The organism is Streptomyces sp. NPDC059696 (genome assembly GCF_042733745.1).
GTDB lineage: Bacteria > Actinomycetota > Actinomycetes > Streptomycetales > Streptomycetaceae > Streptomyces.
The window spans coordinates 207,266-231,258 of sequence record NZ_JBHWFG010000008.1 but is presented as its reverse complement, the minus strand read 5'-3'; the positions used below and the strand labels follow the sequence as shown (position 1 = coordinate 231,258).

21 protein-coding genes are annotated in these 23,993 nt (G+C 71.9%); 12 read left to right on the top strand and 9 right to left on the bottom strand.

The window, feature by feature from the left end:
* Positions 1 to 46: 46 nt before the first annotated feature.
* Entirely contained in the window at positions 47 to 1,177 is a 1,131-nt protein-coding gene (locus tag ACFV20_RS11705; protein ID WP_385655227.1) for a CU044_5270 family protein, read from the bottom strand.
* Complete coding sequence (locus tag ACFV20_RS11700) at positions 1,170 to 1,730, bottom strand: RNA polymerase sigma factor (RefSeq protein WP_385655226.1); 561 nt, start codon at positions 1,728 to 1,730, stop codon at positions 1,170 to 1,172. Before ACFV20_RS11700 ends, ACFV20_RS11705 begins: the two co-directional genes overlap by 8 nt.
* Before the next feature lie 105 nt (positions 1,731 to 1,835).
* Between ACFV20_RS11700 and ctaD the strand changes: the two genes are divergently transcribed.
* Together ctaD and ACFV20_RS11690 are read left to right on the top strand one after the other, a co-directional pair.
* On the top strand, positions 1,836 to 3,443 hold the full coding sequence (gene ctaD, locus ACFV20_RS11695) for a cytochrome c oxidase subunit I (RefSeq protein WP_385655224.1): 1,608 nt from the start codon (positions 1,836 to 1,838) through the stop codon (positions 3,441 to 3,443).
* Positions 3,440 to 3,790, top strand: coding sequence for a hypothetical protein (locus ACFV20_RS11690; RefSeq protein ID WP_385655222.1), 351 nt, complete (start codon positions 3,440 to 3,442; stop codon positions 3,788 to 3,790). The genes ctaD and ACFV20_RS11690 overlap by 4 nt, the downstream gene beginning before the upstream one ends.
* A gap of 91 nt (positions 3,791 to 3,881) precedes the next feature.
* Here ACFV20_RS11690 and ACFV20_RS11685 read toward each other — a convergent pair whose 3' ends face one another.
* The gene (locus ACFV20_RS11685) at positions 3,882 to 4,490 is read right to left on the bottom strand and encodes a DUF2867 domain-containing protein (protein ID WP_385655220.1); all 609 of its coding nucleotides are present in this window, start codon (positions 4,488 to 4,490) and stop codon (positions 3,882 to 3,884) included.
* A 96-nt stretch (positions 4,491 to 4,586) separates the two neighbouring features.
* Here ACFV20_RS11685 and ACFV20_RS11680 point away from each other — a divergent pair, with 96 nt between their 5' ends.
* The gene (locus tag ACFV20_RS11680; RefSeq protein ID WP_385655218.1) at positions 4,587 to 5,147 is read left to right on the top strand and encodes a TetR/AcrR family transcriptional regulator; all 561 of its coding nucleotides are present in this window, start codon (positions 4,587 to 4,589) and stop codon (positions 5,145 to 5,147) included.
* Between the two features lie 445 nt (positions 5,148 to 5,592).
* Here the strand turns inward: ACFV20_RS11680 and ACFV20_RS11675 are convergent, their stop codons facing one another.
* Positions 5,593 to 6,252, bottom strand: a complete 660-nt coding sequence (locus ACFV20_RS11675; protein ID WP_385655216.1) for a TetR/AcrR family transcriptional regulator — start codon at positions 6,250 to 6,252, stop codon at positions 5,593 to 5,595.
* A 195-nt stretch (positions 6,253 to 6,447) separates the two neighbouring features.
* Here ACFV20_RS11675 and ACFV20_RS11670 point away from each other — a divergent pair, with 195 nt between their 5' ends.
* A complete protein-coding gene (locus ACFV20_RS11670) occupies positions 6,448 to 7,701 on the top strand; it encodes a YncE family protein (protein WP_385655214.1) in 1,254 nt (417 codons plus the stop codon).
* Here the strand turns inward: ACFV20_RS11670 and ACFV20_RS11665 are convergent.
* Both ACFV20_RS11665 and ACFV20_RS11660 read right to left on the bottom strand, forming a co-directional pair.
* Positions 7,694 to 9,559 (bottom strand): cellulase family glycosylhydrolase, encoded by a 1,866-nt coding sequence (locus ACFV20_RS11665; RefSeq protein ID WP_385655212.1) that lies wholly within the window; start codon positions 9,557 to 9,559, stop codon positions 7,694 to 7,696. The two genes, ACFV20_RS11670 and ACFV20_RS11665, sit on opposite strands and share 8 nt — an antisense overlap.
* A 76-nt stretch (positions 9,560 to 9,635) precedes the next feature.
* A complete protein-coding gene (locus tag ACFV20_RS11660) occupies positions 9,636 to 11,609 on the bottom strand; it encodes a GTP-binding protein (protein ID WP_385655211.1) in 1,974 nt (657 codons plus the stop codon).
* A gap of 190 nt (positions 11,610 to 11,799) precedes the next feature.
* Here ACFV20_RS11660 and ACFV20_RS11655 point away from each other — a divergent pair, with 190 nt between their 5' ends.
* From ACFV20_RS11655 to ACFV20_RS11635, 5 genes are all read left to right on the top strand, one after another.
* Positions 11,800 to 12,906 carry an XdhC family protein gene (locus tag ACFV20_RS11655; RefSeq protein WP_385655209.1) on the top strand — a complete coding sequence of 369 codons (1,107 nt, stop codon included), beginning with the start codon at positions 11,800 to 11,802 and terminating at the stop codon, positions 12,904 to 12,906.
* A gap of 103 nt (positions 12,907 to 13,009) precedes the next feature.
* Positions 13,010 to 13,342, top strand: a complete 333-nt coding sequence (locus ACFV20_RS11650; protein WP_385655207.1) for a putative quinol monooxygenase — start codon at positions 13,010 to 13,012, stop codon at positions 13,340 to 13,342.
* Positions 13,343 to 13,475: 133 nt separating this feature from the next.
* Complete coding sequence (locus ACFV20_RS11645) at positions 13,476 to 14,483, top strand: NADP-dependent oxidoreductase (protein ID WP_385655205.1); 1,008 nt, start codon at positions 13,476 to 13,478, stop codon at positions 14,481 to 14,483.
* A gap of 26 nt (positions 14,484 to 14,509) precedes the next feature.
* Complete coding sequence (locus ACFV20_RS11640; RefSeq protein WP_385655204.1) at positions 14,510 to 15,562, top strand: alcohol dehydrogenase catalytic domain-containing protein; 1,053 nt, start codon at positions 14,510 to 14,512, stop codon at positions 15,560 to 15,562.
* Between the two features lie 415 nt (positions 15,563 to 15,977).
* Positions 15,978 to 17,216 (top strand): choice-of-anchor Q domain-containing protein, encoded by a 1,239-nt coding sequence (locus tag ACFV20_RS11635; protein ID WP_385655202.1) that lies wholly within the window; start codon positions 15,978 to 15,980, stop codon positions 17,214 to 17,216.
* Positions 17,217 to 17,225: 9 nt separating this feature from the next.
* Here ACFV20_RS11635 and ACFV20_RS11630 read toward each other — a convergent pair whose 3' ends face one another.
* The 3 genes from ACFV20_RS11630 to ACFV20_RS11620 are packed head-to-tail and all read right to left on the bottom strand — an operon-like array spanning position 17,226 to position 18,963.
* Positions 17,226 to 17,804, bottom strand: a complete 579-nt coding sequence (locus ACFV20_RS11630) for a TetR/AcrR family transcriptional regulator (RefSeq protein ID WP_385655200.1) — start codon at positions 17,802 to 17,804, stop codon at positions 17,226 to 17,228.
* 41 nt (positions 17,805 to 17,845) lie between these two features.
* Positions 17,846 to 18,403, bottom strand: coding sequence for a hypothetical protein (locus ACFV20_RS11625; RefSeq protein ID WP_385655198.1), 558 nt, complete (start codon positions 18,401 to 18,403; stop codon positions 17,846 to 17,848).
* 50 nt (positions 18,404 to 18,453) lie between these two features.
* The gene (locus ACFV20_RS11620; RefSeq protein ID WP_385655197.1) at positions 18,454 to 18,963 is read right to left on the bottom strand and encodes a metallophosphoesterase family protein; all 510 of its coding nucleotides are present in this window, start codon (positions 18,961 to 18,963) and stop codon (positions 18,454 to 18,456) included.
* A gap of 95 nt (positions 18,964 to 19,058) precedes the next feature.
* On the opposite strand from ACFV20_RS11620, the gene ACFV20_RS11615 reads away from it, so the two are divergent.
* The 3 genes from ACFV20_RS11615 (at position 19,059) to rfbC (ending at position 23,747) form a co-directional block, all read left to right on the top strand.
* Positions 19,059 to 20,954, top strand: coding sequence for a DEDDh family exonuclease (locus ACFV20_RS11615; protein WP_385655195.1), 1,896 nt, complete (start codon positions 19,059 to 19,061; stop codon positions 20,952 to 20,954).
* 239 nt (positions 20,955 to 21,193) lie between these two features.
* A complete protein-coding gene (locus ACFV20_RS11610) occupies positions 21,194 to 23,137 on the top strand; it encodes a glycosyltransferase family 2 protein (protein WP_385655193.1) in 1,944 nt (647 codons plus the stop codon).
* Between the two features lie 4 nt (positions 23,138 to 23,141).
* Positions 23,142 to 23,747, top strand: a complete 606-nt coding sequence (rfbC, locus tag ACFV20_RS11605; protein ID WP_385655191.1) for a dTDP-4-dehydrorhamnose 3,5-epimerase — start codon at positions 23,142 to 23,144, stop codon at positions 23,745 to 23,747.
* The last annotated feature ends 246 nt before the right edge of the window (positions 23,748 to 23,993 follow it).

Genomic DNA, 23,993 nt, shown 5'->3' with positions numbered 1-23,993 from the left:
CGGTGAAGGACCCCACCCGCGTCACGCCGCGGAGCGGCCGTCGTGATCAGCGCATCCACGCGCTGTACGACATGACGTCGCCCGACTCCGCACCGAAGGCGGGCTCCGGCCGGATCAAGGTGCTCTCCAGGCCGAGGACCGCACCGGTGCCCGGGTCCATGATCAGCATGTGGCGGACGCCGCCGCAGTCGTTCACATAGGCCTGGCCCGGTCGGCCCAGCCGGTCGGTCACCCGGCCGGCCGGCCGCAGACCGTCGGCGCCGGCCAGCAGCCGGGCGAGCGCCGCGCTCTGACGTGCGCCGAGGGTCCAGTGGTCCAGCAGCGTCGCCATCGCGTCCAGCAGCTCGGGCGTGGTGAGCGGCGTGCCGGTGAACTGAGACTCCGTCAGGTAGGCGCGCAGCCGGGCCGGATCCGTCGGCGGGGGCGAGTGGGGCGGGGCGTCGCTCCAGCTCGGCGGGTAGGTGCGGTCGAGCAGGACGTGGCCGTCGCCGACGAGGTGCGGCGTGCCGCCCGCGTCCGAGAGGACGGGGCGGCCCGGGTACCCGGGGTCGGTGGCCACGACGAGTTCGGTGTGGCTGTCGTCGGCCCTCCAGCGCACGATGCGCTCCTCGGGCAGGGTGATCGGGGGCATGCTGTCGGACATGCCGAGGCTCCAGGACCGCACGTGGGTGCCCTTGCGCAGGCGGGGCGCGCCGGGGACCTCGACGGCGGCGGCAGCCCGCTCGGCCATGCGGTCCAGGGACACGGGTGTGGAGTCGGATACGACCACCAGCGGGCGGGGCGCGGCGACGGCGGGCGGGGCGCTCGCGCCGCTCAGCACGAGGGTGAGGGCCAGGGCGGCGACGACGGCCGTGGCGACCAGCCCCCAGGCCAGCCGCAGCCGCCCGGAGCCCGGCAGCGGCAGGGCCGGCAGACGGCCGGGCCCCGGGCCTCGCCGTGCCCGTGCACGGCCGGGGAACAGGCTCCACCGTGCGCGCCCGGCGCCGGTGAGCGGCCGCGCTCGCCATGGGAGCCGGCCGGGGTGCGGCCCCGCTCCCTCCGGGAGCCGGTCCTCCTGGTGCCGCAGCAGACGCTCCAGCCGGCGCTCGGCGTTGTGGTCGAGGGGGCCGTCGCCGAAGTGGGGGCCGTGGGGCGGCACCGGGTCGGCGCCGCGCAGCAGTTCGAGTTCATCAGCCATGGCCGTGTTCCTTCGGGGCGGTCATGCAGGGGTGCTCGGCGGTCGGGGCCTCGGGACGCACACGGTCGATCTCCGCTCTGAGCCGTCGCCGGGCCCGGTGCAGCCGCATGGCGGCGGCCCGGCTGCCGCAGCCGAGGACGACGGCGACCTCGTCGACGCCGAGTTCCTCCCAGGCCGTCAGGCGCAGTACCTCCTGGTCGGCCGGGGAGAGCCGGGCGAGTGCCTCGTGCACCCAGGCGCCGGGGGTGTCGGCGTCGGGGCCCGCCGCGATGTGCCGTCCGTGCGCGGTGTCGTCGTTGCCGAGCCGGTCGACGAGCCGGCGGCGGCGTCCGTGGCCGCGTACCGCGTTGGCCAGGCAGTTGCGCGCCACGCCGTACAGCCAGGGCAGCGGGGAGGGCGGCAGGTCGGCCCGGCGCCGCCAGGCCACCGTGAACACCTCCGCCACCACTTCCTCCACGTCGAGGGTCCGTCCGTCCAGTCGCCGTGCGACATAGCGGCTGACCGCCCAGTAGTGCTCGCGGTAGGCAGCGGCGAAGATCTCGTCGTTGCTCATGTCCCCTTCGTGTCCGGCACTTTCCCGATCGTCACACCCGTTGTCGTGATTCTCGTCGCGTGGGGGAAGTGTGACGTCCGGGCGGGGCGCGGACACAGGCGGGGCATGAGGCACCTCAAGTGGCTGACGACCACGGACCACAAGACGATCGGCACGCTGTACCTGGCGACGTCGTTCGCGTTCTTCGTCATCGGTGGCGTGATGGCGCTGGTCATGCGCGCCGAACTCGCCCGGCCCGGTCTGCAGATCATGTCGAACGAGCAGTTCAACCAGGCGTTCACGATGCACGGCACGATCATGCTGCTGATGTTCGCGACGCCGCTGTTCGCCGGCTTCGCGAACTGGATCATGCCGCTGCAGATCGGCGCGCCCGACGTGGCGTTCCCGCGGCTGAACATGTTCGCCTACTGGCTGTACCTGTTCGGCTCGCTCATCGCGGTCGGTGGCTTCCTCACCCCGCAGGGCGCGGCGGACTTCGGCTGGTTCGCCTACAGCCCGCTGTCGGACGCGGTCCGCAGCCCGGGCATCGGCGCCGACATGTGGATCATGGGTCTGGCCTTCTCCGGCTTCGGCACCATCCTCGGTTCGGTCAACTTCATCACCACGATCATCTGCATGCGCGCTCCGGGCATGACGATGTTCCGCATGCCGATCTTCGTGTGGAACGTGCTGCTGACCGGTGTGCTGGTCCTGCTCGCCTTCCCGGTCCTGGCCGCGGCCCTGTTCGCCCTGGAGGCGGACCGCAAGTTCGGCGCCCACGTCTTCGACTCCGCCAACGGCGGCGCGTTGCTGTGGCAACACCTCTTCTGGTTCTTCGGCCATCCAGAGGTGTACATCATCGCGTTGCCGTTCTTCGGCATCATCTCCGAGGTCATCCCGGTCTTCTCCCGTAAGCCGATGTTCGGTTACACGGGTCTGATCGGCGCGACCATCGCGATCGCCGGTCTGTCCGTGACGGTGTGGGCGCACCACATGTACGTCACCGGCGGCGTGCTGCTGCCGTTCTTCTCCTTCATGACGTTCCTCATCGCCGTCCCGACCGGTGTGAAGTTCTTCAACTGGATCGGCACGATGTGGAAGGGCTCGCTGTCCTTCGAGACACCGATGCTCTGGGCGACGGGTTTTCTCATCACGTTCGTGTTCGGCGGGCTGACGGGTGTGCTGCTGGCCTCGCCTCCGATCGACTTCCACGTCTCCGACACGTACTTCGTGGTGGCGCACTTCCACTACGTGATCTTCGGGACGGTCGTCTTCGCGATGTTCTCCGGCTTCCACTTCTGGTGGCCCAAGTTCACCGGCAGGATGCTGGACGAGCGCCTCGGCAAGATCACCTTCTGGACGCTGTTCATCGGCTTCCACGGCACGTTCCTGGTCCAGCACTGGCTGGGCGCCGGAGGCATGCAGCGGCGGATCCCGGACTACCTGGCGGTGGAGGGCCTGACGACTCTGAACACGGTGTCGAGCGTCTTCTCGTTCCTGCTCGGCATGTCGATGCTGCCGTTCTTCTACAACGTGTGGACGACGGCGAAGTACGGCGAGAAGGTCACGACCGACGACCCGTGGGGCTACGGGCGTTCCCTGGAGTGGGCGACCTCCTGCCCGCCGCCGCGGCACAACTTCGTCGTCCTACCGCGGATCCGCAGTGAGTCCCCGGCGTTCGACCTGCACCACGCCGCCATCGCGGCGGCGGAGCGGGAGCTGACGTCGCGATGACCGCCATGGAAGGGCTCCCCGTGGATCTGCGGGCGTTCCACAACGACGTCGAGGGCCATCTGCTCGCCGCCGCCGCGCACGAGGAGGCACACAGGGCCGCCGCCCGGTTCGCCTCCGGGCTCGACCGGCTGTCGGCGGAGCAACGGGGGGAAGTGGAGCGGCGGTTCGCGGCGGAGCATCTCGCCCTCACCCGGGCGTCGTGGCAGCGCACGGCCCGGCGCGGGCGGGAACTGCGTGAGGAGTACGAGGCCTTGTACCGAAGGCTCCGCGCGCGGCTGATCGCCATGGCGCTGCTGGCGGTCACGCTGGTGGTGTCGGCGGGTCTCGTGGTGGTGATCTCGGCCTGAGCGGTTCTGGTGCGCCCTCGGGTTCCGCCCGAGCCCCCGCCCGTCCCAGGAGGGGGCTCGGGCGGGGCCCGGGGCGCAGAAAGGACAGGGGTCAGCCAGCCGTTCGGCGCGCCGCGTTCTCTCGCCACTCCCGGCCGATCGACCGCATCAGGGCCGGGTACACCCCCAGATACCGGCAGGGCTTGATGCCGAGCATGTACAGGGAGCCGAGGCGGCCGTTGGGCTTCACCAGGACGGCCATCTGACCGCGGTAGCCGCCCTTCCCGTCGGGCACCCAGCCGATGTGCATCACCCCGTGCATGGTCTTGTTGGCGTACTCGGCGGCCCACTCGTCGTGTGTCTGGAAGACCGAGGTGAAGGGCGCCGTGCCGAGGTCGGGCCCCCGCGGCCCCTCGCGCAGGTCGTCCGGCAGCCGGTCGCGCAGCGTCGCCACCCGGCCGCCGACACCCGAGTCCGGCTTGTCCCAGCCGAGCAGTGCGCCGAGCTTCCAGCGGACCGCGAAGAGGAAGCGGCCCACGGGGTTGCCGCCGTCCGGGCCGCCCTTGCCGTCCGCCATCTGCCGGACCAGGTGATGCAGGTCGTCCGGGCCGCCCGGCGTCGGCAGCGCCCACAGATCCTCGAGCCGGAAGTCGGCGGCGATCTCATGGATCCGCCAGGGGCGGGACGTGTGGTCGGTTGAGGGAAGGCGCAGACCGCTCATGACAGATCCTTGTCTATACGGTGGCGTATAGATCGAGCATAGACCCATCTATACGCCTCCGTATACTGGGCCGGAACACGTGAGGGAAGGCACAGCATGGGAGCGATCCGTACACCGCGGGACAAGTGGATCGAGGAGGGACTGCGGGCGCTCGCCGCAGGCGGCCCCGAAGCTGTCCGGGTAGAGGTCCTCGCCCAGGCACTCGGCGTCAGCAAAGGCGGTTTCTACGGCTACTTCCGCAACCGTGCGGGCCTGCTGGAGGAGATGCTCGACACCTGGGAGCGAGCGGTCACCGAGGATGTCATCGAGCGGATCGAACGCGACGGGGGCGACGCCCGCGAACGGCTCGGGCGCCTCTTCGACTTCGTGGGGTCGGGCGAGAAACGCGTGACCGGCGCCGGGGTCGAGCTCGCGATCCGGGACTGGGCCCGGCGTGACGCAGGCGTCGCACGTCGCCTCCGCCGGGCCGACAACCGGCGCATGGACTACCTGCGTGAGCTCTACGGGGCCTTCTGCCCCGACGAGGACGATGTCGAGGCCCGCTGCCTGATCACCTTCTCGCTGCGCATCGGTGACCACCTCATCGCAGCCGACAACGGCCCGCGCAGCCGGACGGAGGTCCTCGCCGCGGTCAGGCAGCGGCTGTTGAGCCGATAGCCGGTCACACCGGGCCCTCCGCCCGACTCAGAAGACCGCCGTCGTCCGGCTCGTGGTCCGTGGCAGCCGTGGCCGGGCGGTGGCCATGGGCTCCGGGGAGGCGGCACAGGTGACGTGACGCCCAGCAGGGGCCGGGACCGGCCGGGGGCCGGACGGCGAGCGGAGGGCGGCGAACGGCGGGCGGCGAGCAGAGGGCGGCGGACGGCGAGCAGAGGACGGCGAACGGCGAAACGGCGGACGACGAGCAGAGGGCGGCGGGCAGAGGGCGGCGGGCAGAGGGCGGCGGACGGCGGGCGGCGGGCGGCGGGCGGCGGGCGGCGAAGGGGTGCTTCCCCGCACCCGGCACTCCGCACCGGCACCGGCACCGGCACCGGCACCCCACCCGGCACTCCACACCGGCACCGGCACCCGGCACCCCGCACCGGCGCCCCACCCGCACCCACCGTCACCCTTCCGGCTTCCACCCCGGAGGCCACAGGATGCCCAGCAATTGCCGGACCAGTTCGTCGACGACCTCGTCGAGGGTCGCGTCGACCCAGCCGGCGCTCCAGTCGTGCAGCAGGCCGTTGACGCTGCCGATGAAGCCCGTCGCGGGGAGGCGGTAGTCGCGGGGGGCGGCCTCCCCGCGGGCGACGGCGGCATCGGCCTCGGCGCAGATCAGCTCCACCCAGCCGGCCCGGCGGGCGAGCCGCTGCTCCTCCAGGCGCGGGCTGACGCCGATGATCTCGACGAAGGTGATGCGGATCCGCCGCGGATCGGCGGTGACGTTTCCCGCGTAGGCCCGGAAGACGGCCGTGGCGCGTTCCACCAGCGGCAGGCCGGCCGCGCCCGCGGCCGCCTCCAGCACCGCTGCCTCGGCCCAGCCGTTGACCTGGAGGTGCAGCGCGGCGAGCACGTCCTCGAGCGTGCGGAACTCCTCGTAGAACTGCCGGGTGGACAGTCCTGCCGCTTCGCTGAGCGCCGCGACCGTGGTGGAGCGGAAGCCGGGGGTGTCGCCGAACAGCTGGAGCGCGGCGTCGAGGAACCGCCGGCGTCGCTCGGCCTGCCGCTCCTCGGCCGTCTTGCCGCCGTAGCGGCCGGTCGGCGCTCTGAGTCTGCCCGGCACCGGCTCCCCCTTCGTCGTTCGAACACCGATTTTGTCGTGCACGCGGTCTTGTGGAGAAGGCCGCCCCTTCCTTACTTTGCAGTAAGTTGACTCTGAAAGCACGTGTGTTCAGTTTCCACGCGCCATTTGGTTTGGCATGTCCCACTCACGAAGCTCGCCCGCAGCAGCGACCCCACAGCAGAGAGGGAAGCCGTCATGCCCGTCTTCCGACGCCGGCACCTGTGCTCCGTAGCCGCAGCCCTGGCCCTGACCGTCACCGTTCCCGCGACCGCCGCCACCGCGGCCCCGGGCTCCTCCGCCGCGCTGCGCGAGGTGCTGTTCGTGGGCAACAACTGGGACGGCACCGCCGATGTCATCCGCTCCGGCGGTGACTTCGCGAAGGTGGGGCGGATCAACGTCATCCCCGACAAGGACGAGCGGATGGCGGCGATCAACGCCGACCCCATCAAGTGGATCTACTTCATGGCGATCCGCAACAGCGTCGGTGAGGGGCACGACCAGTTCGTCGACGACATGTACTCCACGCCCGACGGGACGGCGGTGGTCGTCTCGCGGCCCAGCTTCGCGGACGTCGTGTCGATCGACCTCGCCTCCGGGAAGCTGAACTGGCGTTTCCCGGTCTCCGGTTACCGCTCCGACCACATGGCGGTCTCCCCCGACGGCAAGCGCGTGGCGGTGTCGGCGTCGACCTCCAACACCGTGTACGTGCTGGACATCGTCTCCGGCAGGGAACTGGGGAGGTTCGGCACCGGCGACAAGCCCCACGAGAACATCTTCACCCGCGACGGCAAGTACATCTACACCATGGCGATCGGCGACGTGAACACGCAGACCGACGCCCCGTGGCTGGACTGGACGAAGGGCGACCGGCGCATCACCGTCGTCGACGCGACGACGTTCAAGCAGGTCAAGGTCATCGACATGCGCCCGCAGCTGGACGCGCTCGGTCTCAAGGACTACTCCGACGCCGTCCGCCCGGCCGTCTTCTCCCCGGACGAGTCGAAGCTGTACTTCCAGGTCTCCTTCTTCAACGGCTTCTTCGAGTACGACATCGCCGCCGACAAGATCACCCGCGCCAAGACCCTGCCGAAGAACCCGGCGACCAGCGACGACCGCACGACCTTCGTCAACGACTCACGCCACCACGGCGTCTCGATGAGCCCGGACGGGCGCAAGCTGTGCGTCGCGGGCACCATGGACGACTACGCCACCGTCGTCGACCGCACCACCCTCCAGGAGGGCCCGCTCGTCACCGCCTCCAAGCCCTACTGGGCCACGGTCAGCGGTGACGGCACGTCCTGCGTGGTTTCCGAGAGCGGCACCGACCAGGTCACGGCCATCGACTTCGCCTCCGGGAAGAAGGTCGTGTCCGTGCCGGTCGGTGACCACCCGCAGCGCGTCCGGCTCGGCCATGTCGCGGCCGGCTGGACGAGCCCGTCCGCTAACTGACCTCCTTCGCCGCCCACGCGGCGAGTTCGGAGCGGGCCGCGGTGAGCAGCTCCGCCGTGGGAGCCGTCGCCCCGTTGGTCACCAGCGCGTAGTGCAGGACGCCGGAGTCCCGCGCGGTGAGCAGCAGGCGGCGGCTTCCCGTGCCGCCGGGCTCCTGCGCCACGCCGACCGGGGTCGAAGCGGTGTGGGCCGGTGGGCCGTGGACGGTGTCCAGGTCGGAGACGACCGTGGTGGACCCGGTCGGGAAGCTCACCGGCAGGTGCATCTCAGTGGGTGCCGGGCCGCCGTTCGAGCGCCACAGCAGCAGCCCGTACTGCCCCGACCCCACGAGCCGTTGCACGTGCGGCAGGGATGCGGGCACCGGGTTCCAGGTCAGGGTCGCCGAGCCGTCCCGGGAGCGGTCCTCGTAGGTGAAGCCGACGGTCTCGCCCGCGGTGGCGCTCGGGTAAAGACGGTCCAGGAGCCGGGCGTCCTGGCGCAGCACGGGCTTGCCGGAGTCGTCGAGGCGCACGGCGGACAGGTCCTCGTCGTTCCAGGCGTCGCCGGCGGTGAGCACCTTGCCGGGGTTGCCGTTCATCGGTTCGCGATGGCGGCCGTTGTAGAGGTCCCACTGCCATTGGGAGCCGGAGAGCACGGGTCCCGAGGCGGCCGGGTCGGACCACCAGTCGGCGCCCTTGAGGCGGGAGTCGAGCGCCTGGTACATCGCCTTGAGGACCGTCGGGGCCTTGTCGGAGACCGTGCCCGCGAGGGGGTGCCCGAACTCGCTGACCACGGCCGCCGTCCGTGCGGCGGCGGCCCGGTCGCGGACGGTGCGGAAGTCGCCCGCGTACTGGCCGTCGGCCGCCTTGCCCCACATGAAGACCCCGGAGATGGCCTTCTGGTCGTAGAAGTGGGTGTTGAAGACGTAGCGCGGGCCGAGGGGGCCGGCGTCCAGCAGGCCGCCCTCCTGCCTCTGGAAGTCGAGGTTGGCGTTCCAGAAGAGGTTCGGCTCGACGAAGGCGGGCTTGTCGCGCCACCCGGCCGTGTCCATGCGGGCCCGGAACCTCTCGTAGAACGGCCAGAGCACGTCCTTCTCCCAGGCGCGGCTGGTCTGCCCGGAGTCGTGGACGCCCGCGTGCGGCTCGTTGTACGGGTCGAAGCCCACGACGCCCTTGAACTGGTCGGCGCTCAGGTGCCGGCGCAGGTGTTCCATGGTCTTCTGCGCGGTGGCGAGGAAGGCGTCCTGCACGCCGTGCGCGTTGTGCCAGAAGTCGTACGTGGCGCGCTTCACGGCCTCGTTCTGGGTGATGTTCTGTCCCCAGAAGAGGCAGATCCCGCAGGACTCGTCCGGGTAGTTCCCGGCGTCCACGGCCCACTTGGGGGCACCGTCGCCGGTGTACCAGCTGTCGGCGTCGAAGAGGTGCCGCGAGTAGAGGTCCTGGTGGAAGTCGGGGTAGACCCGGATGCCGGCGTCCAGGAAGGCCTTCATCTGGTCGGTCGCGGCGGTCAGATAGGCCGTGTCCACCTGGCCGCGTTCGGGCTCGGCGTAGGCCCAGGACAGCAGGAAGCGCACGGTGTTGCCGCCGCCGAGGGCGCGCAACGCGGTCGCCGACGTGCGGGCGTCGGCGACCGAGGCGAAGGGCAGGCCCTTGTTCTCCGCGAGCTTGGTCTCGCCGGAGACGTTGTAGCCGCGCAGCACGATCTCGCGGCCGTGGACATCGGTGAAGCGGCCGTCCCGCACGGTGAGGGCGGGATCGTCGAACCAGAGGGAACCGGGCGGGGGCGCGGCGGTGGCCGGCGGTACGCCCGCCACCGAGACGGAGCCGAAGAGGACAGCCAGGACGACCAGCAGACGCGCTCGGATAGTTGGCATGTCCATTACAGTCCGGCCATATCAGGACACCGTCAACACCCCTGACTCCAGAGTAAGTTCCCGGTCGGGGAACCCTCACACGTCAACCACCTGCCCTCCGTGTCACGTTCAACAAGTACTCCTTCCTGTTCAGCGGGTTGTGGTCGGTGCGCGGGCGCTCGGGGATCGTGCCGTGCGTGACCGGCGCGTAGTGGGTGAAGGAGCTCTCCAGCTCGCCCTCCCCGCGGGTGAGCCCCGGCAGGTCCTGCTGGAGGGCGTGCACCCGGGCGGCCGGCACGGCGCCCTCCAGGACGCAGAGCTCCTCCCTGTTGTGTGTCGTCTCCGGTACGGCCGCGAACCGGGCGAGGGCCGGCAGCAGGGCGCCCAGGGTGTCGGCGGGCGCCTCGATGCGGAAGTGGTGCATCGGCTCGTGGACCCGCGTCCCGGCCCGCCGCAGCGCATCGAGGAGCACCAGCGGGGTGACACCGCGGAAGTCGGCGCCCGTGCTCGACATGCTCTTGTCGAAGCCCTGGTGGGCATGGCTCTGGCGGGGCGAGTAGCCGCTGTGGGTCATGGTGACCACGCAGTCGGAGACCCGCCAGCCGTGCAGGCCCTGCTCCAGGGTCTCGCGCACGGTGTCCTCCACGGCCTTGAAGAAGGCGTACGGCATCGAGCCGAGGTCCACTTCCAGCCGGAAGGCGACGCCGGAGCCGACCGGGGCGGGGTCAACGCGCAGGCCGACCGTCGCGAGGAACGGATTGGGGTCCTTCTTGTTGAACTCCACGGCCTGACCGCTGCCGACGAGCCGCTCGACGCACAGGGGCGTCGTCTCGCGAAAGGTGACGTCCAGGCCGTACTCCCCGGCGAGCGTGGCCTGCATGACCTCCTTCTGCACTTCGCCGTACAGGGAGACGGAGGTCTCCCGGCGGCGTTCGTCGCGGCGGAGTCCGATCAGCGGGTCCTGCTCGGCGAGCTGGGTGAGCGCCACGTGGAGCGCTCCCCGGTCGACGTCCGGGCCGGGGACGACGACCGTCTCCAGGGTCGGCGGGGCGAAGACGTGCTCGTGCGCCGTGCGGGGTTCGCCGATCGCGTCGCCGATCCGGACGCCGGCGAGCCCGGTGAGACGTGCGATCCGGCCGGCCGTGACGGAGTCCGCACGGGCGTCCGTGCCGTGGCCGAAGACGCTGATGCCGGTGATCCGGCCTTCGGCCCCGTCCGCCCCGAAGAGGACCTTGTCGCGGGTGCGCAGGGTCCCGGAGAACACCCGTGCGTAGGCGGCCTTCTCCCCCGCCGGGCCCCGGTCGATCTTGAACACGGTGGCGGACACCGGCCCGTCCGCGTCCCCGCCGGCCACCGGGAGCAGGGTTTCGACGCCGGACAGCAGCGCCGCCACACCCGCGCCGGTGGCGGCGGAACCGAAGTAGACGGGGTGGACGAGCGCCTCCCGCGTCTGCCGGACGAGGGACCCGTGCAGCAAAGCGTCCGTGACGGTGTTCTCGACGTAGGCCGTCAGCAGGGTGTCGTCGTGCTCGGCGAGGACGTCCAGGGCGCCGGCCGGCCCGGGCCCGGGGGTGAAGCGGGCCGCGCGGGTGCCGAGGCCGGTGGCGGTTCCCATCGGCACGATCGCGGGCGTCAGCCGCGCCGAGATCTCCCGCAGCACCGCCTCGTGGCGTGCCCCGCTCCGGTCGATCTTGTTGACGAAGAGCAGCGTCGGGATGCGCAGCCGCTGGAGCGTCCGCATCAGCACCCGCGTCTGCGCCTGCACACCCTCCACGGCGGAGATCACGAGGACGACGCCGTCGAGCACGCCGAGGACGCGCTCCACCTCGGCGATGAAGTCGGGGTGGCCGGGGGTGTCGATGAGGTTGACGGTCACACCGTCGAGCGGGAACGAGACGACCGCCGACTTGATGGTGATGCCGCGCTGCCGTTCCAGGGCCAGCGTGTCGGTGCGGGTGTTGCCGGCGTCGACGCTGCCGATCTCGTCGATCACACCGGCCGAATGGAGCAGCCGCTCGGTCAGGCTGGTCTTACCGGCGTCGACATGGGCGAGAATTCCAAGGTTGAGCAGGTGCACGGAGTGTCATGTCCTTCGGAGAGAGGTCCTTTCCTGACTGGGGGGACATGCACGCAGTGCGCATTCGGGAACTCCTCGGAACGGTCGGTTCGCTGTCCTGTGCAGTGCAGCAGACCGGCGCGGGGGGCCACAACGGAATTAGCCGCCGCCGGGGTACCCGGCGAGGTGCCCGGAGGGAGAGGAGCGGCTCGTGCGTGAGGTTCTGCCGGTGCTGGGCCGCTGGTACGCGGCCGGGGTCCCGTTCGGTCTCGCGACGGTGGTCGGGGTCAGCCGCAGCGCGCCGCGCGACCCGGGCGCGGCGATGGCGGTGGGCCCGGACGACGAGGTCGTGGGCAGTGTGTCCGGGGGTTGTGTCGAGGGTGCGGTGTTCGAGCTGGCGCAGGCCGTCGCCGAGGACGGCGAGGCCCGGCTCGAGACGTTCGGCTACAGCGACGAGGACGCCTTCGCAGTCGGCCTGACCTGCGGGGGCGAGATCACACTGCTCGTGCGTGCCGTCACCCCCGAGCACGATCCCGGCTTCGGCGCGGTCGCGGACTCGGTCGCGGCGGGCGAGCCGGTCACCGTGGCGACCGTGACCGACGGACCGGCACCGCGCGGGGCCACCCTCGCCGTGTGGCCGGACCGGACCCTCGGCACGCTCGGCACGAGCGGCCTGGACGCGGCCGTGACCGCCGACGCCCGCGGCGAACTCGCCCTCGGCGCGACCGGCCTGCGGCACTACGGGCCGGAGGGGCAGCGCCGCGAGGACTCCGTCAGCGTGTTCCTGCAGTCGTTCGCCCCGCCGCCGCGGATGCTGGTCTTCGGAGCGATCGACTACGCCGCGGCCGTGGCCCGCATCGGTGACTTCCTGGGCTACCGGGTCACCGTCTGCGACGCCCGCCCCGTCTTCGCCACGCCGCGGCGCTTCCCCGAGGGCGTCGAGGTGGTCGCCGCATGGCCGCACCGCTACCTCCAGGAGGCGGCCACGGACGAGCGCACGGTGATCTGCGTCCTGACGCACGACCCGAAGTTCGACGTGCCGCTGCTGACGGAGGCGCTGCGCCGCCCCGCCGCCTACATCGGGGCGATGGGCAGCCGTCGCACCCACGCCGACCGGGCGGCGCGGCTGGCCGAGGCCGGGCTCACGGAAGGCGAGCTGGCCCGGCTGCGCTCACCGGTCGGCCTCGATCTCGGGGCCCGTACGCCCGAGGAGGTGGCGGTGTCGGTCGCCGCCGAGATCGTGGCACTGCGCTGGGGCGGCAGCGGCGCGCCGCTGAGCGCGACGAAGGGGGCGGTGCACCCGAACCGGTCCTCCTGAACCCCGACCGCACGTCAGCACAGCCGCACCTGACGACTTCAGCACTGCAGCACTTCATCACTTCAGCACTTCAGCACTTCAGCACTTCAGCGAAGGGAACTCCATGATCTTCATCACCGCCAAGTTCCGGGTCCGTCCCGAGCACGCCGACCGCTGGCCCGAGATCGCCGCCGAATTCACCCGGGCGACGCGCGCCGAGCCCGGCTGCCTGTGGTTCGACTGGTCGCGCAGCGTGGAGGAGCCGTCCGAGTACGTCCTCGTCGAGGCCTTCCGCGACGAGGAGGCAGGAGCCGCACACGTGCAGTCCGCGCACTTCAAGGCCGCTCAGCAGACGCTCCCCCCGCATCTGTCCGAGACGCCGCGCATCGTGAACGCGAACGTCCCGCAGGACGACTGGTCGCTCCTCGGCGAAATGGCCGTACCCGGGCAGGAATAGCACGCTTCCCGGACACCGCCGCCCGCTTGAGCCGCACGTCGTGGTGGACGGGCTCTTGCCCCCGGGCGGCGGTCGCCCGTACGCTCACGACCGTACCGACTGGACGGTATGCAGCCGAGGAGAGTCGCCGCAGATGAGCACGATCAACCGCCAGATACGCCTGGCCGCACGTCCCGTGGGAGAGCCCGGCCCCGCCGACTGGGAGCACGTCGAGGAGCCGGTGGGGCAGCCGGGCGACGGGGAGTTCCTCGTACAGGTGCTCTACCTGTCGATCGACCCGGCGATGCGCGGCTGGATGAACGCCGGCAAGTCCTACATCCGCCCGGTGGAGATCGGCGAGGTGATGCGCGCCGGTGCCGTGGGCCGGGTGATCGCCTCGCGGCACTCCGGATTCGCGGTCGGCGACCATGTGTCGGGCACGTTCGGTGTGCAGGAGTACTGCGTGTCGGACGGGCGCGGCGTGACCAAGGTCGACCTCGAGGCCGCTCCCCTGCCGACCTATCTCGGCACGCTCGGCATGTCGGGTCTGACGGCCTACTTCGGTCTGATCGAGGTCGGCCGCCCCGAGCCGGGGCAGACCGTCGTGGTCTCCGGAGCGGCCGGGGCCGTCGGCAGCGTCGTCGGGCAGATCGCCAAGATCCTCGGGTGCCGGGTCATCGGCATCGCCGGAGGCGAGGACAAGTGCCGCCTGGTGGTGGACGAGTTCGGGTTCGACGCCTGCATCGACTACCGCAGCGAGGACGTCCGCAAGGCGCTGCGCGAACACGCCCCCGACGGTGTCGACGTGTACTTCGACAACGTCGGCGGCGACGTTCTGGACGCCGTGCTGCTGCGGCTGGCGCGCGGTGCCCGGATCGTGGTCTGCGGCGCGATCTCGCAGTACAACAGCACCAAGCCGCAAGGCCCCGCCAACTACCTGTCGCTGCTGGTGAACCGCGCCTCCATGACGGGCATCGTGGTCTTCGACTACGCCGACCGGTACGCGGAAGGCATCGCGCGGATGGCCGCGTGGCGGGCGGAGGGCCGGCTGAAGTCCCTGGAGGACGTGGTGTCCGGCCCGGTCGCGGCGTTCCCCGAGACCCTGATGCGCCTGTTCCGTGGTGACAACCGCGGCAAGCTGGTGCTGAAGATCGCGGACTGACCGAGCCGAGGGGAGGGAGAGATCCGATGAAGGCACTGACCTACCACGGCCGGCACGACATCCGCTACGGGGACGTCCCCGACCCGGCGGTCACCGGCCCCGCCGACGCGGTGGTGCGGGTGACCGCGGCCGGCATCTGCGGCAGCGACCTGCACATCTACGAGGGCAACGCGTTCAGCCCGGAGCTCGGCTACACGCCAGGACACGAGTGCGTCGGCGTGGTCGTCGACACCGGCCGCCAGGTCACCCGCTTCAAGCCCGGGGACCGGGTCCTGGTGCCCGCCTCCGTCGGCTGTGCGCAGTGCCGGCAGTGTGCGGCCGGGTTCACCGCCCGGTGCGAGCGCGCCACGTCGTCCACGGAGCTCTGCTACGGAGTCGGTCCGAAGCTCCCGGGCAGCCAGGCCCAGGCCCTGGCCGTGCCGCAGGCCGACATCAACCTGGTGCACGTGCCCGACGACATCTCCGACGAGGCCGCCGTCGTCCTGACGGACAACGCCCCCACCGCCTGGTACGGCTGCCGCCGTGCCCGTATCCAGCCGGGTGAGACCGTCCTGGTCGTCGGCCTCGGCCCGGTGGGCCTGATGGCGGCTCAGTCCGCCTTCGCGATGGGCGCGGCACGGGTGCTGGGTGTGGATCTGGTCGCGGAGCGCCGCGCCTTCGCCGCGGGCCTGGGCGTGGAGCCGGTCGAGGGTGACGACGTGCGGTCGGCCATCCGGGAGGTGACCGCCGGCCGTGGGCCGGACGCCGTGGTGGAGGCCGTGGGTTCCGACGCCACGATCCAGCTCGCCTGCAAGGCCGTGCGGCAGGCCGGGCGGGTCAGTGTGATCGGCGTCAGCCAGAACAAGGCCTTCCCGTTCCACATGTACCTGGCGCAGGTCAAGGAACTGGAGTTCGCCATCGGGCTGTGCTCGGTGCACTACGAGCTCCCTCCCCTGATCGCCCTCACCCGTGCCGGACGGATCAAGCCCGAGGTCGTGGTCTCCCACCGCTTCGCCCTCTCGGAAGGGCCGGCGGCGTACGAACTGTTCGCGGGCCGCTCCGACGGCGTCCGTAAGATCGTCCTCGACCCGACGGGCTGACGGCTCCCGGCCCATCACCCTCAGGCGTGCGACCGGTCTCCCGGGGTGAGTCCCCCGGAGACCGGAGGCCGCGATGTCACGACGCGACACCTGCCCTTCGGCGGGCAGGTGCTCGGCAACCGGTGTGGAACCGGAGCAAGGCTTCGACAGCACGGGTTTCAGCAAGACGCAGACGCTTCCCGTGGCGGCGGCATCCCCATTCGGCCATTCCGGAGTGCGCCGGTGGACACGCGACGGTCTGAATGGAACGCTCCCTCCAGAACGCGGGGCGGTCGACGCAAGGCGCTCCGCCAGCCGCTCCTGATGCCGCTCCCCGCGCGAACCGCGCAGCGCTCACCGGCACGACGTGCTCCACGAAGTCCTCGATCCAGTCGCGTCCCGGTATGCCCGGACGCCTCGCCGAGAGGGGTTCCAGATGAATCGCACAGGCGTCACGGCCGCCGTCACCGCCGTCCTCCTCGCCACCGCCGCGTTCCCCGCCGCCCATGCCGCCGCTCCTGTGGACTCCGGTCCGGCGGAGTTCACCGTGGACACCCCGTCCGACGCGGTCGACGCCGACGGTGCCGACGGCCGATGCCTCACCGCCTCGGGCCGGTGCAGCCTGCGTGCCGCGGTGATGGCCGCCAACGCCCGGCCGGGCAGCACGATCACGCTGCCTCCCGGCCGCTACCGGCTGACGATCCCGCCCGACCCGCGGCTGATCATCGGCGACCACCCCGACCCCACCACGGGCGACCTCAACGTCGCCGCCCCGGTCACGATCAAGGGCGGCGGCGCACGTACCACCGTCATCGACGCCAACCGCCTGGACCGGGCCTTCCGCATGCAGGCGGACTCCCTGCTGTCCGATCTGACGATCACCGGGGGCCTGACCAGACAACGCGAACTCCCCATCACCGACACCGGTGGCGGCGCGATCGCCAACGGACATCACATGACCCTGCGACGGGTCACCGTGACCGGGAACTCCGCGGGCTACGGCGGGGGCGTCTTCAATGTCCCCGGCTCCCACCTCGACCTGATCGACAGCACCGTCAGCGGGAACACCGCGGGAGAGGCCGGCGGCATCAGATTCGACGACACCGGCACCGTGACCAACTCCACGATCGCGGACAACCGGGTGACGAACCCGGGCAACCGCCCCGGCAGTCTCGCCGGATACGGCGGAGGCATCGACATCCGGGGAACCGGAGCGGTCGAGATCCTCAACTCCACCATCACCGGCAACCGTTCGAGCGACGGCGGGGGCGGGATCAACATCGCCCCCGCCTACCTCGACAGCCTGCCCGCGCCGATCCCCGACATCGTCGATCTCCCCCTGGGGCACCTGACGCTGCGCAACTCCGTCATCGCGAACAACACGGTCGACGGGGCGCCCGCCGACTGCAAGAAGGCGTTCGCGACCATCGCGTCGCAGGGCCACAACCTCGACGGCGACGGCAGCTGCCGCCTGACCGGGGCGGGCGACCTGCCCAGCCGCACGCCCCTGATCGGACCGCTGACGGACAACGGCGGCCCCACCGACACCGTCGCGCTGCTCCGCGGCAGCCCCGCCCTGGACGCGGCCGACGGCTGCCCGGACACCGACCAGCGCGGCGTCGCACGCCCTCAGGGCGCGGCCTGCGACATCGGCGCCTACGAGGCCGTGTCGTGAAACGGGGGCTCAGCCGGGGACGCCCCGCACGGGAACGCCGTGGTGGGTGGCCAACGCCAGCAGGGCCACGCGCAGCGGTTCGGTCTCCAGGACCGTATCCGGCTCGAACCAACGGGCCACCGCGGTTCCGGTCGTCATCCTCAGGGTGAAGCGCGCCAGCTCGTCCGCCACTTCGGGGCGGTCGTGCAGGGCGAAGACGCAACGGACGCAATCCTGGGCCCAGTCCACCAGCGCGTCCCGGTAACGGCGCACCTCGGCCAGGGCCGCCGCGCTGGCGTCCTTCTGCACCGTGCCCAGCCCCAACAGCAGCTTCACGCCCCGCGGGTGATGCCGGAAGGCGCCCGCCAAGCCGGTGAGAAAGGCGTCCAGACGCTGCGCCACGTCGGCCCCCGGCACCTCGGCCGGGGGCAGGACGGCCAGCAGGGCAGTCCTCGCCCGCTCCAGCACCGCGACGTAGATCCCGTCCTTGCTTCCGAAGTGCCAGTAGATCGAACTCACCGGCAGACCGCACGCGGTGGAGATCATCGAGATCGAGGTGGCGGCATAGCCGTGGCGCGACATCAGCTCACCGGCGGTATCCAGTATCACGTCACGGGATCGTGCGCCGCGGTCCCGGGCCGGTGCCCCCGTCACAGGGGACGACTCCGGACGAGGGAGCGCGAGCCGTCGCCTGCCGGCCTGCGGCCCCATGCCGAGATCATCGGCGAGGTGGCGAGGTCCGGGCGGCCCGCCTCCACCGCGGCGAGATGCCCGTCGATCTCCTCGTCCGTGGCGAGGCCCGCCGCCACGAGCCGGTCCCGCACCTGCCGGACGGTGGCCGCCTCCAGGACGTCGCAGGCGGGCGAGGGGACGAGACGGGCGTGCACCAGGCCGAAGGGGCCGGGCGGCGGGGCGGCGCGGCCGACGTCGTGCCGGAGCACCTCGCCCCCCTCCGTGGCGGGCGTCCCGGTCCAGGACAGGTCGACGTCCGTGGCGAGCACGCGGCCGGTGGGCCCGACGCGCTCGCGCAGCCACACCGCGACGCTCGGCCCGCCGGCCCCGGCCTCCCAGCAACGCCACCCCTCGGCGACGCCGGCCGCCTCGAAGTGCCGGAACGTCGAGGCGTCGAAGAGGGCCGACAGCGCGTCGAAGCGGGTGCCGGCCTCGGCCTGCCGGTTGTCCAGGAGGTACCCCTCGTCCTGACCCATGCGGCGATCATTCCACGGGCACGGCGAGGTGGTTCGGTGGTCCGGGTGATTCAGCGCGGTGTGCGGGGCGGCAGCCGGTGCAGTTCCACGTCCGTGAGCCGCCCGTCGGCGATCGTGGCGGTCATGTAGGTGCAGTGGGGCTGGCGGCGCCGGTCCGTCGGGGAGCCCGGGTTCAGCAGGCGCAGGCCGGTGGGAGCCGTGGTGTCCCAGGGGATGTGGCTGTGGCCGAAGACGAGCACGTCCAGGTCGGGGAAACGGGCGGCGCACCGCTGCTCGCGGCCCTCCTTGGCGCCCGTCTCGTGCACCACGCCGAAGCGCAACCCGCCCAGTTCCGCGAAGGCGACCTCCGGCAGCCGGGCCCGCAGATCCGGCCCGTCGTTGTTCCCGTACACCGCCACGAGCCGGCGACAGCGCGCCTCCAGCAGGTCGAGGGTGTCCGTGTCGACCCAGTCCCCGGCGTGGAACACCACGTCGGCGTGCGGGAGTTCGGCGAGCAGGGGGGCGGGGAGCTCCCTGGCGCGCTTGGGCAGGTGGGTGTCGGACATCAGGAGCAGTCGCACGTCTTCACCCTAGAGGGTGCCGTTCGCTCTCCACTTATCCGGATGAATCGACATCCGGGTTGAAGAGAAGGTGAAGATCCCTCCATCCTTCCTCCATGTCTCTCCTCTCCCCTGCCTCCGCCGAGCCCGGCCTGCGCGACTACGCCCACGACTGGGCGGTGCTCGACGTGGAGACATCGGGACTCGTCGCCCGGCGGGACCGGGTGCTGTCGGTGGCCGTGGTGGTGCTCGGCCCGGACGGGGAGCAGACGGACGAGTTCTCGACGCTCCTCGACCCCGGCTGTGATCCCGGGCCGGTGCATGTCCACGGGCTCACGGCCGAGAGGCTGCGCGGTGCGCCCGCCTTCGACCGGGTCGCGCCGCGGATCGCCGGGATGCTGCGGGACCGGGTGCTCGTCGCGCACAACGCGCAGTTCGACTACGACTTCCTCGCCCACGAGTTCGCCCGTGCCGGCACGGCGCTGCCGGTGGCCCGGCGCCTGTGCACCCTCGCACTGAATCGGCGGGTCGACCCGCCGACCGAGGATCTCAGGCTGGGCACGCTCGCAGCCCACTACGGAGTTCCCCAGCTCAGGGCACACGACGCGCTCGACGACACCCGGGTGCTGGCGGGCGTGCTGCGCGCCTCGTTGCGGGAGGCGGCGCGCCTCGGGCTTCCGTTGCCGTTCGTGTCCTGCCCGCCCCGCCAGGACCCCCGGTTCGCTCCCCGGCCGCCCAAGACGCCGTGCGCCTACCGCAATCCGGGGCGGCCGGAGCCGGGCGGGCCGCTGGTGCAGGGGATGAAGATCGCGATCACCGGTGAGACGCGAACGCCGCGCGGGGAACTGGAGCGGCAGGCCGTCGAGGCCGGGCTGAACGTCATGGGGTCCGTCAGCCGGCACACCAGCGCACTGGTCACCGACGACGCCTCGTCCGGGTCCGGCAAGGCACGCCGCGCGCTGGCCGAGGGCGTACCGGTGCTCGACGAGGCCACGTTCGTGCGGCTGCTGGCGGAGGTCCGGCCGGGGACGCCGCACGAGCGGACGCGAAACGCGCAAGCCGTGATCCCCCCGCCCGCGACTCCCCCGGCCACGGACCGCGCCCCGCTGCCGGTGCCGCAGCCCACGCCCCCCGCCGTCACGCTCGCCGGACCGTCGCCGTCGGCACCGTCCACGCCACCGCGTGCGGCCCGCCCCGTCACCGGGGACCGCCCCCTGTCCGGGCGGCGCGTCCTGGTGCTCGGTGGCACGCACCCCGATGCCGTCGCGGCCCGCGGCCGGATCGTCGAGCTCGGCGGGGCGGCGGCGATCAACCTCTCCGCCAGTGTCACCGACGTCGTGCTCCTGGAGGGCGGCGAGCGGGACCGCCGGATGAAGCGGATCACCGCCCTCGCGTTCCCGACCCACGAGGCGGCGTGGCTCGACGCCCCGGTCATCAGCCCGCTCCCCCTGCGGGGCGGCGGCCCGGCGGCGCCGCGTGTCCTCCCGCGCGGCGGTGTCGTCGATCTGCCGCAGCCGAGCGGGCCCGCGCCGGCGGTTCCCTGGACCGTCACCGCGACCTGGGCGCAGCAGACGTCGTGCGAGATCGACGTGGTCGCCTTCGTCGTCGACGAGGAGGAACAGGTCGCCTGCGACGAGGACTTCGTCTTCTACGGCGCGCCGGAGAACCCGGGAGGGACGGTGCGGCTGCACAGCGACGGGCCGACGGAGCAGACCATCGGAATCGATCTCGCCGCGCTGCCGCCCTCGGCGCGCAAGGTCGTGGTCGCCGCCGCCATCGACGGCTCGGCCACCTTCGGCGACGTCGGCGCGATCCACATCAGCTCCGGACCGGGCACCAGCGCCGCGCCCCTGGTCCAGGCCACTCTGGACGCCGCGACCACCGAGCGCACCCTGCTGGTCGCCGAGCTCTACCGGCGCGGCCCGCTGTGGCGCCTGCGTGCGGTGGGCCAGGGGTACGACCGGGGGCTGGTCGCTCTCGCCCGCGGCTACGGGGTGGACGTCTCCGACTGACGCGACCGGCCGGTCACCTCCGGCGCGTCTCTTCCGGCCCGTCCCTTCCGGCGCGTCTCTTCCGGCCCGTCTCTTTGACCGCGAACAGACAGACGCGGCAGCTCAGTTGCCCTGTCGACGGAGATGATCACGGCGAGGTCTCGAAAGGTGAGGCGACCTCGCCGAGCGGGTTAGCATCGGGCAACACGCAGTACAACAGGACGTCTACGGCAAGCGACCCGAAGGGGCCCGGAAACCCGATGCCGGTCAAGGTCAGCGTCATCGTCCCCGTGTACAACCCGGGGATCTACATCGAGGACTGCATCTCCTCGCTGCAGCGGCAGTCGCTGCCTCCCGACGAGTTCGAAGTGATCTTCGTCGACGACGGCTCGACCGACGAGACCCCGGCCCGGCTCGACGCGCTCGCCGCCGAGGACCCCCGGATGAAGGTCATCCACCAGGAGAACTCCGGCTGGTCCGGCAAGCCCCGCAACGTCGGCATCGAGGCCTCCCGGGGCGAGTTCGTGATGTTCGTCGACAACGACGACTACCTGGGCGACGAGGCCCTGGAGCGGATGTACGACTACGGCGTGGCCAACGGCGCCGACGTCGTCGTGGGCAAGATGGCCGGCAAGAACCGCGGGGTGCCGGTGGAGCTGTTCCGTCGCAACCGTCCGCGTGCCACCGTCGAGAACGCCCCGCTCATCGACAGTCTCACCCCGCACAAGATGGTCCGCCGGGCCTTCCTGGACCGTACCGGGCTGCGTTTTCCCGAGGGCAGACGGCGCCTGGAGGACCACGTCTTCGTCGCCGAGGCGTATCTGCGCGCGGAGAACGTGTCCGTGCTCAGCGACTACGTCTGCTACTACCACATCCGCCGGGACGACGGCTCCAACGCCGGCTTCGAACGCTTCGACCCGGTCGGCTACTTCAAGAACCTGCGCGAGGCCCTCGACGTCGTCGAGCGGTACACGGAGCCCGGTCCGGTGCGCGACCGGCTGTTCCGGCGGTGGCTGCGCGTGGAGATGGTGGAGCGGCTGCGGGCGCGGCGCCTGCTGAGCCTGCCGGACGACTACCGCCGCGAGCTGTTCGGGGAGATCCACGAGGTCGTCGTCGAGCGCTTCGGGCCCGGTGTCGCGGCCGGTCTGCAGCCGACGCAGCAGGTCATCGCCGCGCTGACGGCGGCCGACCGGTACGACGACGTGGTGGCCTTCGCGGAGTGGGAGGCGGGCGTCGCCCCCACGGCGGCCCCCGGGGACATCGAGTGGCACGACGGCACGCTCAGCATCGCCTTCACCGCCGAGTACCTGTCCGGCGGCGAACCGATGCTGTTCCCCGCCGACGCCGAGGCCACGCCGCTCACCGACGTGCCGAAGGACGTCACCGAGGCGGTGCGCTGGGTGGCCGCGGAGACCGCCGCGCGGTTCGGGCAGGCCACGGCCGATCTGCTGCTGCGGGAGCGCTCCAGCGCCGCGCAGTACTTCCAGCCGGTGGAGTTCACCCGCGAGACCGTGCCCGCCGGGGACGGCCAGGAGGTCCGGCTGGTGCTGCGCGCGACCGCCACGGTCGACCCAGCCGATCTGCCCCGCGACGGCGTCTGGGACGCCCTCGTCCGGGTGAAGTCGGGCGGCTGGACCAAGGAGTGCCGGCTGGGCCCGGCACCGCGCGAGGAGCGGCCCACGCCCCGTGCGGGGATCGTCGGCGACCGCGCGGTACTGCCGTACTGGACCGAACCCCACGGCAACCTCTCCCTGGAGCTCGGCGCACGCGGCAGGCGGCTCGGACTGGGCCGTGTGCAGCTGGGCGACGTCACCGTCTCCGACGGGCGCTTCGCCGTCCTGCTCCCGGTGCACGTACCGGGCGACACCCGGGCGCGGCTGCGGTTCGTCTCCTCCAGCCGGATCCTGGAGATCTCCGGCACCCTCTCCCCCGACGGGGACCGGGAGAGGTCGGTGCTGACGGCCGACCTGCCCGCCGAGGACCTCTCCGGCGACGTCTGGCGGGTGGCCGTGTGCCTGAACCCGGGCGCCGAGGGAGCCCGGTTCGCCGGTCTGCCGTTCGCGCTGCGCGCCGGGGGCGGCAGCGTGCTGGTGACGCCGGTGCCCGGGCCCGGTGTCGCGCTGCGGCTGGCCCGGCGCGCGCGACGCGTGCTCGGCGCCGCGCGCCGGAAGGTGAATGCCCGCATCAAGGCCGGAGGGCGGTGACGGCATGCGACCCCTGGGGATAGAGGGCGCGTGGGTCCTGGAACCCAAGATCTTCCCGGACGACCGGGGCAGCTTCCACGAGTGGTACCGCGGTGCCGAGTTCCGCGCGGCGACGGGGTACGACCTGTCCCTCGCCCAGGCCAACTGCTCGGTCTCGCGGCGGGGCGTGCTGCGGGGCGTGCACTTCGCCGACGTGCCGCCCGGCCAGGCCAAGTACGTCACGTGTGTGCGCGGCGCCGTCCTGGACGTGGTGATCGACATCCGTGTCGGCTCCCCCACCTACGGCCGGTGGGAGGCCGTACGGCTCGACGAGGACACGCGTCACGCCGTGTTCCTCGCGGAGGGCCTCGGTCACGCGTTCCTGGCCCTCACGGACGACGCGACGGTGGTCTACCTGTGCTCGGAGGGCTACGCCCCGGGCCGTGAACACGGCATCCACCCGCTCGACCCGGCCCTGGGCATCGCGTGGCCCGAGGGCATCACCCCGCTCCTGTCCCCCAAGGACCAGCAGGCCCCGACCCTGGCCGAGGCGGAGCGCGAGGGGCTCCTGCCCTCGTACGAGGCGTGTCTGGCGTACTACGAGCAACTGCGGGGCGGGCAGGGGGCGTAGGCTCCGCCGGCCGAAGCGCGAGAGACACACCGCAGGCCCGGACGCGAACGGCGTCCGGGTCTGCGTCATACGCGCCCCGGGCCTGTGTCGTACGCGCCCCGGGCCTGTGTCGTACGCGCCCTGGGCCGGAGTCGCCACGGGCCGCTGTCTTCCCGGCCGCTGTCTTCCCGGCCGGTGTCTTCCCGGCCGCTGTCTTCCCGGCCGCTGTCTTCCGGGCCGGTGTCTCCCAGGGCCGGGACGAGCGTC

Excerpts from the sequence above, each read along its gene's own strand:
- ACFV20_RS11705 (WP_385655227.1), bottom strand. The coding sequence starts at position 1,177 with ATGGCTGATGAACTCGAACTGCTGCGCGGCGCCGACCCGGTGCCGCCC.
- ACFV20_RS11700 (WP_385655226.1), bottom strand. The coding sequence starts at position 1,730 with ATGAGCAACGACGAGATCTTCGCCGCTGCCTACCGCGAGCACTACTGG.
- ctaD (WP_385655224.1), top strand. The coding sequence starts at position 1,836 with ATGAGGCACCTCAAGTGGCTGACGACCACGGACCACAAGACGATCGGC.
- ACFV20_RS11690 (WP_385655222.1), top strand. The coding sequence starts at position 3,440 with ATGACCGCCATGGAAGGGCTCCCCGTGGATCTGCGGGCGTTCCACAAC.
- ACFV20_RS11685 (WP_385655220.1), bottom strand. The coding sequence starts at position 4,490 with ATGAGCGGTCTGCGCCTTCCCTCAACCGACCACACGTCCCGCCCCTGG.
- ACFV20_RS11680 (WP_385655218.1), top strand. The coding sequence starts at position 4,587 with ATGGGAGCGATCCGTACACCGCGGGACAAGTGGATCGAGGAGGGACTG.
- ACFV20_RS11670 (WP_385655214.1), top strand. The coding sequence starts at position 6,448 with ATGCCCGTCTTCCGACGCCGGCACCTGTGCTCCGTAGCCGCAGCCCTG.
- ACFV20_RS11665 (WP_385655212.1), bottom strand. The coding sequence starts at position 9,559 with ATGGACATGCCAACTATCCGAGCGCGTCTGCTGGTCGTCCTGGCTGTC.
- ACFV20_RS11650 (WP_385655207.1), top strand. The coding sequence starts at position 13,010 with ATGATCTTCATCACCGCCAAGTTCCGGGTCCGTCCCGAGCACGCCGAC.
- ACFV20_RS11645 (WP_385655205.1), top strand. The coding sequence starts at position 13,476 with ATGAGCACGATCAACCGCCAGATACGCCTGGCCGCACGTCCCGTGGGA.
- ACFV20_RS11640 (WP_385655204.1), top strand. The coding sequence starts at position 14,510 with ATGAAGGCACTGACCTACCACGGCCGGCACGACATCCGCTACGGGGAC.
- ACFV20_RS11635 (WP_385655202.1), top strand. The coding sequence starts at position 15,978 with ATGAATCGCACAGGCGTCACGGCCGCCGTCACCGCCGTCCTCCTCGCC.
- ACFV20_RS11625 (WP_385655198.1), bottom strand. The coding sequence starts at position 18,403 with ATGGGTCAGGACGAGGGGTACCTCCTGGACAACCGGCAGGCCGAGGCC.
- ACFV20_RS11615 (WP_385655195.1), top strand. The coding sequence starts at position 19,059 with ATGTCTCTCCTCTCCCCTGCCTCCGCCGAGCCCGGCCTGCGCGACTAC.
- ACFV20_RS11610 (WP_385655193.1), top strand. The coding sequence starts at position 21,194 with ATGCCGGTCAAGGTCAGCGTCATCGTCCCCGTGTACAACCCGGGGATC.
- rfbC (WP_385655191.1), top strand. The coding sequence starts at position 23,142 with ATGCGACCCCTGGGGATAGAGGGCGCGTGGGTCCTGGAACCCAAGATC.